The 16,611-nt window shown below is 66.4% G+C and carries 13 protein-coding genes; 5 read left to right on the top strand and 8 right to left on the bottom strand.

Features of this window, described 5'->3' with window-relative positions; translation table 11 throughout:
• Positions 1 to 46: 46 nt before the first annotated feature.
• Positions 47 to 718, bottom strand: coding sequence for a hypothetical protein (locus XCC_RS19025; protein ID WP_011038756.1), 672 nt, complete (start codon positions 716 to 718; stop codon positions 47 to 49).
• A gap of 245 nt (positions 719 to 963) precedes the next feature.
• On the opposite strand from XCC_RS19025, the gene XCC_RS19020 reads away from it, so the two are divergent.
• On the top strand, positions 964 to 1,902 hold the full coding sequence (locus XCC_RS19020) for an oxygenase MpaB family protein (protein WP_011038755.1): 939 nt from the start codon (positions 964 to 966) through the stop codon (positions 1,900 to 1,902).
• A gap of 753 nt (positions 1,903 to 2,655) precedes the next feature.
• Here XCC_RS19020 and XCC_RS19015 read toward each other — a convergent pair.
• The 5 genes from XCC_RS19015 to XCC_RS18995 form a co-directional block, all read right to left on the bottom strand.
• Entirely contained in the window at positions 2,656 to 4,761 is a 2,106-nt protein-coding gene (locus XCC_RS19015) for a M13 family metallopeptidase (protein WP_019238014.1), read from the bottom strand.
• Between the two features lie 111 nt (positions 4,762 to 4,872).
• A complete protein-coding gene (locus XCC_RS19010; protein WP_011038753.1) occupies positions 4,873 to 5,568 on the bottom strand; it encodes a glycosyltransferase in 696 nt (231 codons plus the stop codon).
• A gap of 104 nt (positions 5,569 to 5,672) precedes the next feature.
• The gene (locus XCC_RS19005; protein WP_011038752.1) at positions 5,673 to 6,668 is read right to left on the bottom strand and encodes an aldo/keto reductase; all 996 of its coding nucleotides are present in this window, start codon (positions 6,666 to 6,668) and stop codon (positions 5,673 to 5,675) included.
• Between the two features lie 510 nt (positions 6,669 to 7,178).
• Positions 7,179 to 7,748 carry a flavodoxin family protein gene (locus XCC_RS19000; protein WP_011038751.1) on the bottom strand — a complete coding sequence of 190 codons (570 nt, stop codon included), beginning with the start codon at positions 7,746 to 7,748 and terminating at the stop codon, positions 7,179 to 7,181.
• Positions 7,749 to 7,801: 53 nt separating this feature from the next.
• Entirely contained in the window at positions 7,802 to 8,737 is a 936-nt protein-coding gene (locus XCC_RS18995; protein ID WP_011038750.1) for a LysR family transcriptional regulator, read from the bottom strand.
• A 121-nt stretch (positions 8,738 to 8,858) separates the two neighbouring features.
• Here XCC_RS18995 and XCC_RS18990 point away from each other — a divergent pair, with 121 nt between their 5' ends.
• The 3 genes from XCC_RS18990 to XCC_RS18980 all read left to right on the top strand — a co-directional run bounded on the left by XCC_RS18990 (position 8,859) and on the right by XCC_RS18980 (position 13,076).
• Positions 8,859 to 9,677, top strand: a complete 819-nt coding sequence (locus tag XCC_RS18990; protein WP_011038749.1) for a DODA-type extradiol aromatic ring-opening family dioxygenase — start codon at positions 8,859 to 8,861, stop codon at positions 9,675 to 9,677.
• A 241-nt stretch (positions 9,678 to 9,918) separates the two neighbouring features.
• Positions 9,919 to 11,163, top strand: a complete 1,245-nt coding sequence (locus XCC_RS18985) for a putative DNA modification/repair radical SAM protein (protein WP_011038748.1) — start codon at positions 9,919 to 9,921, stop codon at positions 11,161 to 11,163.
• A gap of 494 nt (positions 11,164 to 11,657) precedes the next feature.
• Entirely contained in the window at positions 11,658 to 13,076 is a 1,419-nt protein-coding gene (locus XCC_RS18980) for a UdgX family uracil-DNA binding protein (RefSeq protein ID WP_029629061.1), read from the top strand.
• 356 nt (positions 13,077 to 13,432) lie between these two features.
• On the opposite strand, the gene XCC_RS18975 is transcribed toward XCC_RS18980, so the two are convergent.
• The gene (locus XCC_RS18975) at positions 13,433 to 13,990 is read right to left on the bottom strand and encodes a fasciclin domain-containing protein (RefSeq protein ID WP_012439348.1); all 558 of its coding nucleotides are present in this window, start codon (positions 13,988 to 13,990) and stop codon (positions 13,433 to 13,435) included.
• 80 nt (positions 13,991 to 14,070) lie between these two features.
• Positions 14,071 to 14,523 (bottom strand): YciI family protein, encoded by a 453-nt coding sequence (locus tag XCC_RS18970; protein ID WP_011038745.1) that lies wholly within the window; start codon positions 14,521 to 14,523, stop codon positions 14,071 to 14,073.
• 160 nt (positions 14,524 to 14,683) lie between these two features.
• On the opposite strand from XCC_RS18970, the gene XCC_RS18965 reads away from it, so the two are divergent.
• Positions 14,684 to 16,321, top strand: coding sequence for a Na+/H+ antiporter (locus tag XCC_RS18965; RefSeq protein WP_011038744.1), 1,638 nt, complete (start codon positions 14,684 to 14,686; stop codon positions 16,319 to 16,321).
• The last annotated feature ends 290 nt before the right edge of the window (positions 16,322 to 16,611 follow it).

Here is a 16,611-nt window from a genome sequence, read left to right as displayed (position 1 = left end):
TGTCTTTCGTGCAACGTAGGTGGGTAATGCACTCACGCTGCGCGCGTCAGGCGTTGACCACCAGCCGCGGCGCGCCATCGAACCGGTCCAGGTCGCGTAGCAGTTCGGTATAGCGGCGCAGGCGGCCCATTTCGCGCATGTTGACGATGTCCTCGTGGCGCAGCTCGCGCTTGGAGGTCACTTCCTGCTTGTAGCGCAGCACTTCCGGGTAGCGGCGCGCCATGTCCAGCGCATCGGCCACGCATTCCACGGTGTCGGCATCGGGGGTGACGCGCGCGCGGGAGTTGAAGGCGCGCAGCCAGCGCTCGAAACCGGCGCTGTGGTCGAACAGGTCGGCGATGTACCACATCACGAACAGGATCGACGCCCACGAGGTGAAGATGATCACGATGCGGCTGAAGGTGAGGTGGTAATCGTTCTGCCAGAGCTGGTGGGTGATCACGCCCAGCAGGATCAGCGAAACCGTCTGCCAGCCGATGATCGAGGCGATCACCCATTGTTTCTTTGCCACGCTGAGCAGGTCGACCTCTTCGTCGAGCTGCGCGTCGGTCTTGTCACGCCAATGCGCAACCTGCTCGTCGAACGGGAGTCGGTGGAGTGCGTTGTCCTGCAGCAGCAGGCCCAAACCTTTGAACAATGCGATCATGACGAGCTCCTGACGGATGGCTGGTACGAGCGACTTGCGACTGGCAGGTGCCAGATGCCCTAGTTCTAGCACTTTCACGCGGCTTGGCAATGGCTGAGCCCTGCACCGGCCGGGCCGTCCTGCCTCATCGCGCACAAAACGACTGATTTACGGCGGTTTAGTGCGGCGCGGCACCGGTGGCGCCTGCAGTCGTGCTGCACTGCACACTGCGCAGGAATGCCTGGCCGGTTCCGACTCTGCCGTGGCAGAAGTACAGGATGCGTGAGCGGCAGCCATCGCGACATGGTCTTGCAGGGAAGCCGCGTATCATTGCGCGCATGTCTGCCGTCCTGCGTACGCTCACCGCCCCCGCCGCTGCACAGATCCGTCGCTGGGTGCTGGATGCCTTCCCGCGTGGCCAGAGCAGCATCGAATACGATCAGCCACTGGGCGACGCCGGGCTGTTCGGCCCCGACAGCGTCACCTGGCGCATCCATGCGGAATTCCCCGGCATGCTCGCCGGCGGCCTATGCGCGCTGATGCTGCAACTGCTGCACCCACGCGCGCTGGCCGGGGTCTACGACCATTCCAACTTCCGTGCGGATCTGGTCGGCCGGCTGCGCCGCACCACCAACTTCGTTGCCGGCACCACCTACGCCCCGCAGGCCGAGGCCGAGCGATTGATCGCACGGGTGCGCGCCATCCACAGCCACATCGTGGGCCACACCGCCGACGGCGTGGCGTACCGCGCCGATGATCCGGCGCTGCTGACCTGGGTGCACGTGACCGAAGCCTACGGCTTCCTGCAGGGCTGCCGCCGCTATTGCCGCGACGTGCCGGCGCACATCGCCGACCGCTACTACGACGAAGCGCGCCGTGTGGCCGAAGGCCTGGGCGCCACCGATGTACCCGCCAGCGAAGCGCAGGTGGCGGCGTACTTCGCCCAGGTGCGCGGCGAGCTACGCATGGACGCGCGCTCGCGCGAGGTGCTGGAGGTGCTGACCAGCATCCAGCTGCCGGTGCCGGCAGCGCGTTTGTCGCGCGGGGTATTCCTGGGCGCCGGCAACGCCCTGCTGCCGGACTGGGCCAGCGACATGCTGCAGCTGAGCAGCATACAGCGCCGCCAGGCCGGCGCCTCGGCGCGTCTATTGCGCCGGCTGTCGCCGCTGTTCCGGACCGCGCTGCGCGACGGCCTGTCTGCGCGCGCCTGCCGCCGCATGCAGCTGCCGTCTGCGGTGTTGTTGCAGTGGCCCGATGACGCTGTGGCGGTCGCATAGACGCAGGCGCGTCGTATCACGTTTCATCGTCACGGACTTTCGCGCCGGCGCGCATCCATACGAACGCGCCTCCCGTAGGAGCGCGCTCGCGCGCGATGGGCCTTACCGATCACACGCCGGCCGTTCACTTCTGTGCAGGCACCGGGCGAGCACTGCGCAGGCCTGCAAGGCTGCTTGCCGCGATGGGGTACGCACGCCTTGTTACGTCAGCTTTAAAGCCCTGGACTTCGCTGTGCGTCGCAATCGCAGCGGCATTGCGAACAATCTGCTATTGCACGGCATCACGGTACGCAGGCTTTGCAGTTGCAGCGGAGTGGCTGCGCGGGTGTTCTCAACGGTTTAGGCGTTCTCGGTAACGCCCATCGCGCGCGAGCGCGCTCCTACGGGTGAGGCGCGCTGGTGAAGTCCGGCGGTGAAAGCGTGAGGTGGCGCTGCGTAAGCAGGCTTTGCAGTTGCAGCGTAGTAGCTGCGCGGGTGTTCTCAACGGTTTAGGCGTTCTCGATAACGCCCCATCGCGCGCGAGCGCGCTCCTACATGTAAGGCGCGCTGGCGACGTCTGGCGGTGAAAGCGTGCGGTAGGGCGGCGTGAATGACGGTAAGCAGGCTTTGCAGTTGCGGCGCAGTTTGTTCTCAACTGCTTACGCGTTGTCGGTAACGCCCATCGCGCGCGAGCGCGCTCCTACGGGTGGGGCGCGCTGGTGAAGTCTGGCGGTGAGAGCCTACGATGGGTTGGCGCGCACGGGCGCAACGCGCTTACCAGATTTTGACGCGCTGCTCCGGCGCCAGATACAGCTGCTGGCCCTGGGTCACTTCGAAGGCCGGGTACCAGGCGTCGAGGTTGCGCACCGTCTGCGCGCGGAAGCGCCCGGGTGCATGCACATCGGTGAGGACTGCGTTGCGCAGTGCCTCGTCGCGGTACTTGCCGCGCCAGGCCTGTGCAAAGCCCAGGAAGAAGCGCTGGTCTGGTGTAAACCCGTCCAGTGTCTGGAGCTGCTTGCCCTGCAACGACAACTGATACGCGTCGTAGGCAGTGGCCAGGCCGGCCACGTCGGCGATGTTCTCGCCCAGGGTGAGCTTGCCGTTGACCGACAGATCCTCGAATGGTTTGTAGCTGCCGAACTGTGCGGCCAGCGCGTCGCTGGCGGTCTCGAACTTCTTCAGGTCCTGCGGCGTCCACCAGTTGTGCAGCTCGCCATGTTCATCGAACAGCGCGCCCATGTTGTCGAAGCTGTGGCTGATTTCATGGCCGATCACCGCGCCGATCGCGCCGTAATTCACCGCATCGTCGGCGGCCGGGTCGAAGAACGGCGGCTGCAGGATCGCGGCCGGGAAGATCAGGCGGTTTTCCAGCGGCACATTCAGCGCGTTGACCTCCTGCGGCAGCATGTACCACTCGCCGTGATCCACCGGCTTGCCCAGCTTGGCCAGGTTGCGGCGGTACTCGAACAGCTCGGCACGTTCGACATTGCCCACCGCATCATCGCGCCGTACCTCGAGCGCGCTGTAGTCGCGCCAGGTGTCCGGGTAGCCCACGGCCACGGTGAGCCCGGCGATCTTGGCCTTGGCGTGCTGCTTGGTCTGCGGGCTCATCCACGCCAGCGCGTCGATGCGCTTGCCGAAGGCGGCAATGATGTTCTTGGCCATCGCTTCGGCGCGCGTCTTGGTCTGCGCACTGACGTATTTCTGCACGTAGCGCTTGCCCACCGCTTCGCCCAACGCGGCGTTGGTGGCGTCGATGCCACGCTTCCAGCGCTGGCGCTGCTGTGGGGTGCCTTCCAGGGTGGTGCCATAGAAGCCGAAGCGCGCGTCGGCAAACGGCTTGGACAGGTACGGCGCAGCGCGGTCGAGCGCGCGGAAGCCCAGGTAGTCCTTCCAGGTCTGCAGCGGCTGCGACTGCACCAGGGCCGACAGTCCGGTCACCGCCTGCGGCTGCCAGACGATGAAGTCGCGCTGTGCCTTCAACCCGGCGGCTTCGAAAAATGCGCCCCAGTCCAGGCCGGGTGCCTTGCGCGCGAAGTCGGCCTGGGCCCAGGCATTGGCGCCGTCCTGCACGTTGTTGGTTTGCTCGGCACTGGCATGCACGCGTGCGATGGCGGTTTCCAGCGCCAGGATGCGCTCGGCCTTGGGCGCGGCATCGGCAATGCCGGCAAGTTCGAGCACGTTGACGATGTAGGCGCGGTACGCCTCGCGCATCTGCGCCATGCGCCCGCCATCCAGATAGAAGCTGCGCTCGGGCATGCCCAGGCCGCCTTGCACCAGGTACGGCACATACCGCTGCGGATGATGCAGGTCTTGCGACACCCATAAGCCGAACAGGCGATCGGTGTAGAAATCGGTGGAATTGAGCAGGTCCACATCGGCGCGCAATTGACCGCCAAGGGTGCGCGCCAAGGCTTGCTTGTCCTCGAGTTGCGCGATGGCATCCAAGGCCGGTTGCACCGGGCTCACGCCCTTGGCCTCGATGCCGGCCTCGTCCATGTAGGCGGCGTAGTAGTCGCCAATCTGCTTGTCTTCGCCGGTGACGCGGTCGTTGGCGGCGTCGCCTTCGATGATGTCGCGGCTGTGCTGCTCGGTCTTCACGGTGATGCTGGTGAAGCTGTTGAAGCTGGAGCGGTCTTCCGGAATCTGCGTGGTCTTGACCCAGGTGCCGTTGGCGTAGTCGAAGAAGTCGTCGCCCGGCGCCACGCTGCGGTCCATGCCGGCCACATCGAAACCGAAGTCGCCCAGTTGCGGAGTGCTGGGCGCCGCCTTGCTGGCATTGTTCGCCGCCGAGGTGCCGCCATCGTGGTGGCAGGCGGTCGTGACCAGCAGCGTGGCCATGGTGGCGGCGATCAGGACAGGGCGGTGCAAAGAGACCATGCGGTGCAACTCGAAACCGGAACAGACTTCGCAGTGTAGGTCTCTGGCGCAGTCGCGTCCTGGCTCTGGCGGGTGGTTCGCGTGAGGACGGGTCTTGCGGACACGCCTGGTTCAGCGCCGCCGTTGATACCAGAAGCCCAGCGCGTCGCGGGTCTGCAACATGCGCCGCCCGCGCCACAGGAACCGCAACAGCAAGCCCACATGCTCGCGCTTGGAAAAACTGCGCAGCTTGCGATCGGAGGTGTGCACGGTCTGGCGCAGGATCACAAAACGCCCGCAGCGCGCCAGGCTGCGGCTGAGCGCGACATCTTCGCCGGCGTAGTAGCGCGTATCGAAGCCGCCGGCGCTGGCGAATGCCGCGCGGGTACAGAACAAAAAGCAGCCTGGCGCAATGCCGCTGAGCCGGAAGATCCAGCCGAACACGGCCTGGGCCATGCGCTCCACCCACACGCGCTTGCCATGCAGGTGCACGCGCGCGCCACCGCCCACCGCACCGGCATCCAGTGCCGCAAGCGCGGCGGCCATCACCTGCGGATTCACCTGCGTATCGGCATCCAGAAACAGCAGGCGATCACCTTGGGCGGCCTGGGCGCCGGCATTGCGGGTGGCGGCGATGTGCCGCAACTCCACCTCGATCACGCTAGCGCCGTTGGCACGCGCGATCGCCGCGGTGTCGTCGCTGCAGGCATCGGCCACCACGATGGCTTCGTAGTCCAGTTGCATGGCCTGCGCGCAGGCATGCAGGCACTGCAGCGTCTGCCCGATCAACGCGGCCTCGTCATGGGCGGGAATCACGCAGGAGAGCATTGCAGTTGCACTCGGTGGCCTAACGACCCGCGCAGTGTGCAGGGGATGCGCGGGCCATGGCGTGAGCTGACGCGTCCGCAGCGCCTGCGGACGCTTGGTGTGGCTCAGCGGTTGACCGCGCCCATCATCGCTTCGGGATAGCGGGTGCCTGCCGCTGCCTGGGGCGGAAAGATGGCATCGATGCGGGCGAGCTCGTCCGGCATCAGCGCCACGTCCAGTGCGGCGATGTTTTCTTCCAGATAGGCCAACCGCTTGGTGCCCGGGATCGGCACCAGGTCCTGGCCCTGCGCCAGCACCCAGGCCAATGCCAGCTGCCCGGGCGTGACGCCCTTGTCGGTCGCGATCGCCTTGACCTGTTCCACCAGCTGCAGATTGCGGGTGAAGTTCTCGCCCTGGAAACGCGGCGAATGGCGGCGATAGTCGTCGGCATCGAAGTCGTCCGGCGAGGCGAACGCGCCGGTCAGGAAGCCACGCCCCAGCGGCGAATATGGCACGAATCCGATCCCCAGCTCGCGCACGGTGGCGAACACGCCGTTGTCTTCGGGCTCGCGCGACCACAGCGAATATTCGGTCTGCACGGCGGTGATCGGGTGCACCGCGTGCGCGCGGCGGATGGTGTCGGCGGCGGCTTCGGACAGGCCCAGGAAGCGCACCTTGCCCTGTTCGACCAGGCGCGCCATGGCGCCCACGGTGTCTTCGATCGGCACGTTCGGGTCCACGCGATGCTGGTAGTACAGATCGATGTGCTCCACGCCCAGGCGGCGCAGGCTGGCCTCGCACGCGCTCTGCACGTAGGCCGGGCTGCCGTCGATGCCGCGCACGGATGGGTCGTTGGGATCGAGCTTGATGCCGAACTTGGTGGCCAGGAACACTTCATGCCGGCGCGAGGCGATCGCCTTGCCGACCAGCACTTCGTTGGTGTGCGGGCCGTACATGTCGGCGGTATCGAGCAGGCTGATGCCGCGGTCGAGTGCGCGGTGGATCACCGCGATCGAGCCAGCCTCGTCGCTGCGATCGCCATAAAAGGCGCTCATGCCCATGCAGCCGAGGCCCAGGGCGGAAACGGTGGGGCCGGAACGGCCAAGCGAGCGGGTGTGCATGGTGGGGGAAACTCCGTGCAGGGGTGAGAGGGCGGCAGGATCGCGCGCGGGGTGTTAGTGCGGCGTGGCCCGTTGATCGGGCGTGCCCAACGTGGACATGCGATGCGGGTGTCAATCAGGTGCGTGTGGTGACCGCTGAGCGGCATGCGCGCGCTGCGCCCCTGGTGTTGCGGTTGTGGGGGCGTGAGGTGCGATCAATGCGGCAGAGGTCGAACGGCAGTGTGCGGTGGCGACCTTTCGCGATCGAAATGCGTCAAGTCCGCAACGACCACGACGCAGCAGCGCCATTGGTCTACAGCGACACCGTGCATTTCTCGTTTGCGTACCATTGACTGCTGCGGCGCACGTGCACAACAACTGCAATGCTCCGCCTGCAGGCCGGCTACCGCGCGACGCGCGACCACCCGCACTTACAACGTCACAACCTGCGCGCAGCGCCGCAATCAACGCCGCAACGGACTGCGCGCAAGGCCAGGCATGCACACAGCACATGTCTGGCCCTGCACTGGATCAGCCCTTGAGCTTGGCGGCGATGTCAGCCACGCGCTTGCCGAGCAACTTTGCGGTTTCCAGATCGCCGCTGCGCGGTGCTTCCTCCGGCGATGCGTCCGAGGGCGAGATGGCCAGTGCACCGCCCCAGCCGGCGGTCCAGTTGATGTCCTGCGGGCCGTGCGCCTTGGTGTTGGACGGCGGCAGGCCGGTGCCGACCCAGACCTGGCCATGCTGCTGCGACAGGGTCCAGAAGTACTGGATGGTGGCGTACTTGTCGCCGTTCACCGAGGCCGAGTTGGTGAAGCCGGCGGCGACCTTGTCCTTCCACGCCTGCGTGAACCACGGCTTGGAACTGACATCGGCGAACTTCTTGAACTGCCAGGCCGGCCCGCCCATGTAGGTGGGGCTGCCGTAGATGATGGCATCGGCCGCGCCGATCGCTTCCCAGGCCTCGTCGGGCAGGTTGCCGTCCTGGTCGATGCGGTACAGCGTGGCCTCGCCAACGCTGGCGGCACCGGCGTGCACAGCCTCGGCCTGCTTGACGGTATGGCCGTAGCCACTGAAATAGACGATGGCGATCTTGGTCATGTGCACTCCTGGGTTAAGGGAAGCGCCCATGGAAGCACGCGCCAGCGTGCAGATTAATGACCGCGGGCGGGACGAACTGTTGCCGAGGCCGCCAGGCCCGGGGCTGGGTCGCCGATGTGTTCCACCAGGTAGTCGATGAAGCTGCGCACCTTCGGCGCCAGGTGGCTGCGGCTGGTGTACACCGCATAGATGCCGATGTCGGCCAGGTGGTAGTCGGGCAGGATGCGCACCAGGCGGCCGGCAGCGATGTGCTCGTCGGCGAGGAAATCCGGCTGGATCACCACCCCCTGGCCAGCCACTGCGGCCGCGCTCAGCACGTGGCCGTTGTTGGCGCGCAGGCCACCGCGCAGGCGCACGTCGATATCGCCGTCGGGCCCGTGAAAGCGCACATCGTCGCCGGTGGGCGCGTAGTGATACAGCAGGCATTCGTGGCCGGCCAGGTCGGCCGGATGCTGCGGGGTGCCTGCGCGTGCCAGATAGGCCGGGGCCGCGCAGGGCACCAGTCGCACCGTGCCCAGCTGCCGGGCAATCAGGGTGGGCGCGGGCTGGCGGGTGATGCGCAGCGCGACATCGAAGCCTTCTTCGACCATGTCCACCAGGCGGTCGGACAGCGACAGGTCCAGTTCCACCTGCGGGAAACGCGCGCGGAAGCCGGGCAGCAAGGCGGCCAACTGCACGATGCCGAAACTCACCGGCGCGTTGACCCGCAGCAGCCCGGATGGCGCCAGCGCCTGCGCGCCCACCGTGGCTTCCAGGTCGTCCAGGTCGGCCAGCAGCTGCAGGCAGCGCTGGTAATAGGCGGTGCCGGCGCTGGTCAGGCTGACCCGCCGGGTGGTGCGGTTGAGCAGGCGGGTGCCCAGCCGTTGTTCCAGCGCGGCCACCTGCCGGGTGATGTTGGCAGTGGAGCGGTCCAGTGCATCGGCGGCGGCGCTGAAACCGCTGCGCTCGGCTACCGCCACGAACACGCGCATTGCATCCAGGGTATCCATTGGCGGTCGATTGTTGCCGTAGTCGCAATAAATTATCCGAATTGGCGCGGTTTATCCGATTTTTGCACCGCATACCCTGTGCACCTTGGCTGCCATACCGGCGCCGCCCCGGAGTTCGCCCATGTCCGTCCTGCCCTCGCTGTACATCTCGCATGGCTCGCCCATGACCGCGCTGCGGCCGGGCGAGCTGGGGACGCAACTGGCCGCGCTGGCGCAGGGCCTGCCGCGCCCGCGCGCGATCGTGGTGGCCAGCGCGCACTGGTTGGCACGGCGGCCGCTGGTGGGTGCTGCCTCCAAACCCGTCACCATTCACGATTTCGGCGGTTTCCCGCCGCCGTTGTACGAGATCGAGTATCCGGCGCCGGGTGCCCCGGCGTTGGCGCAGCAGGTGACGCGCCTGCTGGAACTGGCCGGCCTGCATCCGCATCAGGACCCGCAGCGCGGCCTCGACCACGGCATCTGGGTGCCGCTGCGCATGCTCTACCCGCAGGCCGACATCCCGGTGGTGCCGCTGTCGATCCAGCCGGAACTGGGCCCGGCCCACCAGTTTGCGGTGGGTCGCGCGCTGGCGCCGCTACGTGCGGAAGGCGTGCTGGTGATCGGCTCGGGCAGCATCACCCACAACCTGCACGACCTGCACCAGGGCTATAGCGCCGAGCGCGAGGCGCCGTATGTGCGCCCGTTCATCGATTGGACCGAGCGCAGGCTGGCCGACGACGACGTACCCGCGTTGCTCGATTACCGGCGCCAGGCACCGCACGCCGCGCGTGCGCATCCCACCGACGAGCATCTGTTGCCGTTGTACGTGGCGATGGGCGCGGCCGGTGGCGACCGGCTCGGTGCGCAGCGCATCGACGCCGGCATCGATCAGGGCCTGATCGGCATGGATATCTACCGCTTCGATGGTGCGCCGGCGGTGGACCAACCGGTGGCTGCGTAATCGGGCGTGCGGGGGTGCTGTTCATGAGATCGACTCAGTGGTTGGATGGCTGCCGCATGGCCATCGTTACCAAGTGCCGCGCCGCGATGCGTGAGCGGCGGGCTTCACGCAGGGCCGCATCACGGTGATGCCGCATGAGGTGAACAGGCGCGGCGCGCTGCATGGCGCGCCAGCCCTGAAGGGTTCACCGGCTCAGGGCGCCAGTCTCACGGAGTGAGACGCAAACCGGCATGCTGTCTGGGTGAAACTCCTCGACAAGCTCGCTGTCCTCGCCGACGCCGCCAAGTACGACGCGTCCTGCGCCTCCAGTGGCGCCAACAAGCGCAATTCGCTCGGCACCGGGGGCATCGGCAGTACCGAGGGCATGGGCATCTGCCACTCGTACACGCCCGACGGCCGCTGCGTGTCGCTGCTGAAGATCCTGCTCACCAACTTCTGCGTGTTCGATTGTGCGTACTGCGTCAATCGGGTGTCTAGCAACGTGCGCCGCGCGCGCTTCACGCCGGAAGAAGTGGTGACGCTCACGCTGGATTTCTACAAGCGCAATTACATCGAAGGACTGTTCCTGTCCAGCGGCATCATCCGCAATTCCGACTACACCATGGAGCAGTTGGTGGAAGTGGCGCGGCAGCTGCGCGAAGAGCATCACTTCGCCGGTTACATCCACCTCAAGACCATCCCCGATGCGTCGCCGGAATTGCTGGCCGCCGCCGGCCGCTACGCCGATCGTCTGAGCATCAATATCGAATTGCCGACCGAGCAGGGGCTGACCCAGCTGGCGCCGGAAAAGAGCGTAGGCGGCATCCGCGCAGCGATGGGTGAGCTACGCTGGCGCATCGAAGAAAACCAGCTGGAGCGCAAGGCCGAGAAAGTGCGCCGCGCCAAGCCGCCCAGGTTTGCGCCGGCCGGGCAGAGCACGCAGATGATTGTGGGTGCCGACGGTGCCAACGATCGCAGCATCCTGGACACCAGCCACAATCTTTACGGCAATTACCGGATGCGCCGGGTGTATTACTCGGCCTTCAGCCCGATCCCGGATGCCTCCTCCAAGCTGCCGCTGCAGGCACCGCCGCTGCAACGCGAGCATCGGCTGTATCAGGCCGATTGGTTGCTGCGTTTCTACGAATTCAGCGTGGAAGAAATCGCGCCGTCGCAGTCCAGCGGCATGCTGGACCTGGACGTTGACCCGAAGCTGGCCTGGGCGCTGCGCAATCCGGAGCGGTTTCCTGTGGACTTGAATCAGGCGCCGCGCGAGATGTTGTTGCGGGTGCCGGGCCTGGGCACGCGCAATGTAGAGCGGTTGTTGTTGTCGCGGCGGCATGCGCGGTTGCGGGTGGGAGATCTGGCGCGGTTGCGGGTGCCGATGAAGAAGCTGCTGCCGTTTGTGAGTGTGCTGGATCATCATCCGCGGCAGCGGTTGGATGATCCAGCGCGGTTGCGGGCGCAGTTGGCGCCTGCGCCGCGGCAGGCAAGTTTGTTCGATTGACGCCGGTCCCTTCTCCCGTCGGGAGAAGGTGCCCGAAGGGCGGATGAGGGTACGGTTGCGCGCGATCATGGGTGCTTGTGTCTTGTTCGACTCATTAAGTGCAGAGCTTTCGCGCCTGTCGGCGCGAGTCACTTTTGTTTCGGCAAAAGTCACCACAACCATTTCGCCTGACGTGATCCGGTGCGATACAGCCGCACCATTGCCCTGTGCTCCTCGCCATACGCGGCACGGCGCCCAAACTCGCTGCGCTCAGACAGGGCGCCTCTTCGGCCACGCATGGCTGCGGTGCGCGGCTCGCTCCAAGGCGACTTGGTGAAGCAAAATCACCTGCGACACGCGACACGCGACACGCGACACGCGACACGCAACAAGCAATCAGCCGTATCAGTAGCAGCAATAACCGCAAAAGCCCGCGAAAAAATCGCAACAACGCGACGAGAGTGCTGCCAGTAGAGCGCTGGCGAAATCGGAAATCTTGAGGTCAGGTGCAAGCGATGTTCAGCGCTGAAGTTGAGCCAGGTTGGAGTCTTGATGCGTGGCGTGCGTTGGCGCGGGCGGGGTGGTGTGCGCAGGTGGGGCCGGATGCGATGGACTGGAATGGGGGCGCGCAGGGTGGGTTGTTGATGGGGCAGGGGGTGCTGGATTTGCCGGCGGTGGTGGCGGGGCCGCGGGTGTCTGCGGAGTTTCTGCAGCTGGCGTCGGCGGTGTTGTGCCATCGCGATGTGCAGCGGCATGCGGTGCTGTACCGGTTGTTGTGGCGGATTGCGTCCGGTGAGCGGGCGTTGCTGGAGCGGGCCACCGATGTGGATGTGCATCGGGTGATGCAGTGGCAGAAGGCCGTGCAGCGCGATTCGCACAAGATGAAGGCCTTTGTGCGCTTCCGGCGCTTGCCGGGTGAGGAAGAAGAATTCGTGGCCTGGTTCGAGCCCGAACACTGGATCCTGGACCGCGTGGCGCCGTTCTTTGCGCGGCGGTTTGCCGGCATGCGTTGGGCGATTCTCACGCCGTACCGCAGCGTGCGCTGGGATGGCGAAGCGTTGACGTTTGGCGAGGGCGCGGCGCGCAACCAGGTGCCCGCCGACGATGCGCAGGAAACGCTGTGGCGGACCTACTACGCGCACATCTTCAATCCGGCGCGGCTCAATCCCACCATGATGCGGCAGGAAATGCCGCAGAAATACTGGAAGAACCTGCCCGAGGCCACGCTGCTGCCGGAGCTGATCCGCGAGGCCGGCGTGCGTGTGCGCGAGATGGCTGAACGCGCGCCCGAGCCGGTGCGGCGACGGGTGCCGGCAGCGCCTGCGGCGCTACCAGCCGTGGCTGCGCAGAGTCTTGCGCAGCTGCGCGTGGCCGCGCGCGATTGCCGGCGCTGCGACCTATGGCAGCCGGCAACACAGACGGTGTTCGGCGAAGGGCCGGACGACGCGGCGGTGATGGTGATCGGCGAGCAGCCGGGCGACGAAGAGGATCTGAGCGGGCGGCCGTTTGTGGGCCCGGCCGGGCGCTTGTTCAATCAGGCACTCGGTGAGCTGGGGATCGATCGGCAGCGTTTCTATGTCACCAATGCGGTGAAGCATTTCCGTTTCGAGCAACGCGGCAAGCGCCGCTTGCATCGCAATCCCGAACGCAGCCATGTGCAGGCGTGCAATGGCTGGTTACAGGCCGAGCGTGCGCAGCTGCGGCCCGCACAGATTGTGTGCCTGGGCGCGACGGCGGCGCAGGCGGTATTGGGGCCGGGCTTTCGCTTGATGCAGGAACGCGGGCAATGGCAGCGTTTGGACGATGGCACACCGGTGCTGGCCACGGTGCATCCATCCTGGGTCTTGCGGCAGGGCACGCCGTCGGCGCGCGACGCCGGCTACCGCGGATTTGTCGCGGATCTGGGCCAGCTGTTGCAGGCACCGCCGGCGTAGTTGCCGGTGTCGGCGCAAAAAAAATGCGCGTGCAAACGCACGCGCACGGTGTCGCAGTTCGAACGACACCAAGGGAACGGCGTGAATACCGGCCGTTCCGTCACCGCCGCTTCGCGGTGATGTCGCAGCCTGCGAGAGGTGCACCTGAAGCGACTGGACGTCACAACGGTGCCGCATGTCACAGGCCTGCACAGGCGTAGGAGCGCCCCAGCACGCAATCAGGCATCCCAGTGACGCGTCACGCGTGCCGGGGCGCTCCTACATGAAGCAGTGCAACGCGCTCTGAAAAAAACCGCCTGTGCGCGTGATCGATCACCGCTGGCAAGCAGCGGTGATCAGCCGCACAGGCATGCCGATTACGGCATCAGCACCTTGTCGATCACGTGGATCACGCCATTGCTCTGCATGACGTCGGCCGTTGTGACGGTGGCGGTGTTGCCCTTGGCATCGGTCAGGGTGACCTTCTTGCCGTTGAGCTTTGCAGTGAGCGGCTCGCCCTGCACGGTGGTGAGCGTGGCGCTACCGCCGCCGGCCTTGATCTTGGCGATCAGCGAGGCGGCGTCCACCTTGCCGGCCACCACGTGGTAGGTCAGCACCTTGGTCAGCGTGGGCTTGGATTCGGGCTTGAGCAGCGTGTCCACGGTGCCGGCCGGCAGTGCGGCAAACGCGGCATTGGTGGGCGCGAACACGGTGAACGGGCCCGGGCCCTTGAGCGTGTCGACCAGGCCGGCCGCCTTTACTGCGGCAACCAGGGTGGTGTGGTCCTTGGAATTGACGGCGTTGTCGACAATGTCCTTGGTGACCAGCATCGGTGCGCCACCCACCATGGGGTTGGAGGCGGCGTAGACCGGCGCAACGGCGCTGGACAGGGCAATGGCGGTGGCAATGGCAAGCGACTGGAGAGACGTCTTCATGGACAGCGATCCTTTGAGTGGACGATCGCCTGGATGGCAACCGTACGCTTCAATACGCCGGCCACTCCGGGGCGGATGCATCACGCCGCGTCGACATTTCCGCTTGCGTTCGGACTCGTGACAGAAACGTTATGCCGCTGCACGCTGAGATCGCCGGCCGGCGCGCCCACCTGTCGCCGCACCGCATGCATGTCGCGGACCGGGCGCACTTCGATACAGCCGGTGGCCGCCCAGGGGAAGGTGGCCGCGATGCGCAACGCCTCGTCCATGTCGGCGGCCTCGATCAGGTTGAAGCCGCCCAGCACTTCCTTGGTTTCGGCAAACGGCCCATCGCTTACGCGGACCGCGCCGCTACGTACGCGCACGCTGCGTGCGGTGGTCGCCGGCTCCAGTTGTTGCGCCTGCAGCAGCTGGCCTTGCTGGTGCATGACATCGGCGTTGGCGAAGCAGTGCCGCATCATGCTGTCGGCCTCTCCATCCGGCAGCGTATCCAGCAAGGTGGCATCCAGATAGACCAGCAACAGAAACTGCATCGGCGCGTCCTCGCAATCGTCTGCTGCCGAGTGTAGCCGGCAGGCCTTGCGCTGCGGCGGTTCCACCCCCGCGCGCAAACGCGGTATGTTCCATCATCGGTGCCGTGTTGCGGTGCCACATGCCTTGCCGCGCCGCGGCCGATTTTTTTCTGGGTTTTGCATGCATTCGATTGATGTCGTCCTCGCCATGTTGCTGGCGGTCGCGGCCAGCGGTTACCTGATCCGCATCCTGCCGTTCTCGTTGCCCTTGCCGTTGGTCCAGATCGCGCTCGGCGCGGTGGTCTCCGGTGTGTTCGATGCCGGACACGAGCTGGAACCGGAGTTGTTCTTCCTGCTGTTCCTGCCGCCGCTGCTGTTCCTGGATGGCTGGCGCATTCCCAAACAAGGCCTGTTCCGCGACAAGGCGGCCATCCTCGAACTGGCGCTGGGGCTGGTGGTGTTCACCGTGGTCGGGGCGGGCCTGCTGATCCACTGGCTGATCCCGGCGATGCCGCTGGCGGTGGCGTTCGCGCTGGCGGCGATCATCTCGCCGACCGACCCGGTGGCGGTGTCGTCGATCGCCTCCAAGGTGCAGATTCCCAAGCGACTGATGCACATCCTGGAAGGCGAGTCGCTGCTCAACGATGCCTCCGGCCTGGTGTGTTTCCAGTTTGCGGTGGCTGCGGTGCTCACCGGCACCTTCTCGGTGGCGACCGCATCGCTGACCTTCCTGTGGGTGGCACTGGCCGGCCTGGGCCTGGGCGTGGCGACCACCTTCGGGTTGAGCCGCATCCAGGCCTGGATCTGGCGCCACTTCGGCGAAGAACCCGGTTCGGCGATCCTGGTCAACCTGCTGACGCCCTTTGCCGCCTACCTGCTGGCCGAAGCCTTCCACGCCTCGGGCATCCTGGCGGCCGTGGCCGCCGGCATCACCATGAGCTACGTGGAAATGGCCGGCAACGCGCCGGGCAACATGCGCCTGCAGCGCTCGGCGGTGTGGGACACGGTGCAGTTCACCTTCAACGGCATCATCTTCGTGCTGCTGGGCGAGCAGCTGCCGGGCATCCTGGACGGTGCGGTGCGCAGCGTGCAGGAAGCCGGGCACCTCAATCCGTGGTGGCTGGCGGTCTACGTGGCCACCATCAGCGCCAGCCTGATGGCGCTGCGCTTTGTGTGGGTGTTCCTGTCGCTGCGTTGGAACCTCTTCAAGGCGCAGCGGCGTGGCGAGGCGCATGTGAGCCCGCCATGGCGGATCGTGGTGGCGGTGTCGCTGGCCGGCGTGCGCGGCGCGATCACCCTGGCCGGCGTGCTCACGCTGCCGCTGGTGCTGGAAGACGGCTCGCCGTTCCCGGCCCGGCAGCTGGCGATCTTTCTGGCCGCCTCGGTGATCCTGGTGTCGCTGCTGGTGGCCAGCGTGGCGTTGCCGCGCCTGCTGCGTGGCCTGGAGTTGCCCGAGGAAGAAGACGAGCAGCTGAAGGAAGACCTGGCGGTGAAGGCCGCTTCGCAGGCGGCGCTGGAGGCGGTGGAAAAACTGCGCCAGCGGTTGGTGGAAGACAGCGCGCATGCCGAGCGCTACAACGCCGCCGCCAACCAGGTCAGCCAGCGCTATCAGCGCAAGCTGGGCGCGGTGGACATGGCCGAAACCGACCCGGAAGAGGCGGGCGCCTTCGAACAGGCACTGCGCCAATTCCGCCACGCCGCGCTGGTGGCCGAGCGCAACGAGCTGTTCAAGCTCGCCCGCCGCCGCGAGATCTCCGACGACCTGTCGCGCCGGCTGGTGCGCAATCTGGATCTGATCGAGTCGCGAAAGCGGGCGTGAGCGCGCCTGCGGCGCGCGGGAATTGGGAATTGGGAGTGGGGAATCGTAGAAGCCGGGGCGGCGCTGCTGCCTCTGCTGCGTAGGAGCGCGCTTGCGCGCGATGGGGCTCTCTCGGTGAAGCCGGTCGATCGGGAATCGAGAATCGATAAGCGTAAAACCCAGCGCGGCAGTGCGGCTCTGGCTGCGTAGGAGCGCGCTCGCGCGCGATGGAGCCGTCCCGGTGAAACTTCTCCCGCACAGATGCGCGCGTGCATCTCACATCGGCCATTCGCGACACGCACTCCAACGGC

Origin of the sequence: Xanthomonas campestris pv. campestris str. ATCC 33913, from assembly GCF_000007145.1 — a bacterium.
In the GTDB taxonomy this organism is placed as follows: domain Bacteria; phylum Pseudomonadota; class Gammaproteobacteria; order Xanthomonadales; family Xanthomonadaceae; genus Xanthomonas; species Xanthomonas campestris.
Note: the sequence above shows the minus strand (reverse complement) of the source record. Positions and strands in the feature narration are given on the sequence as shown.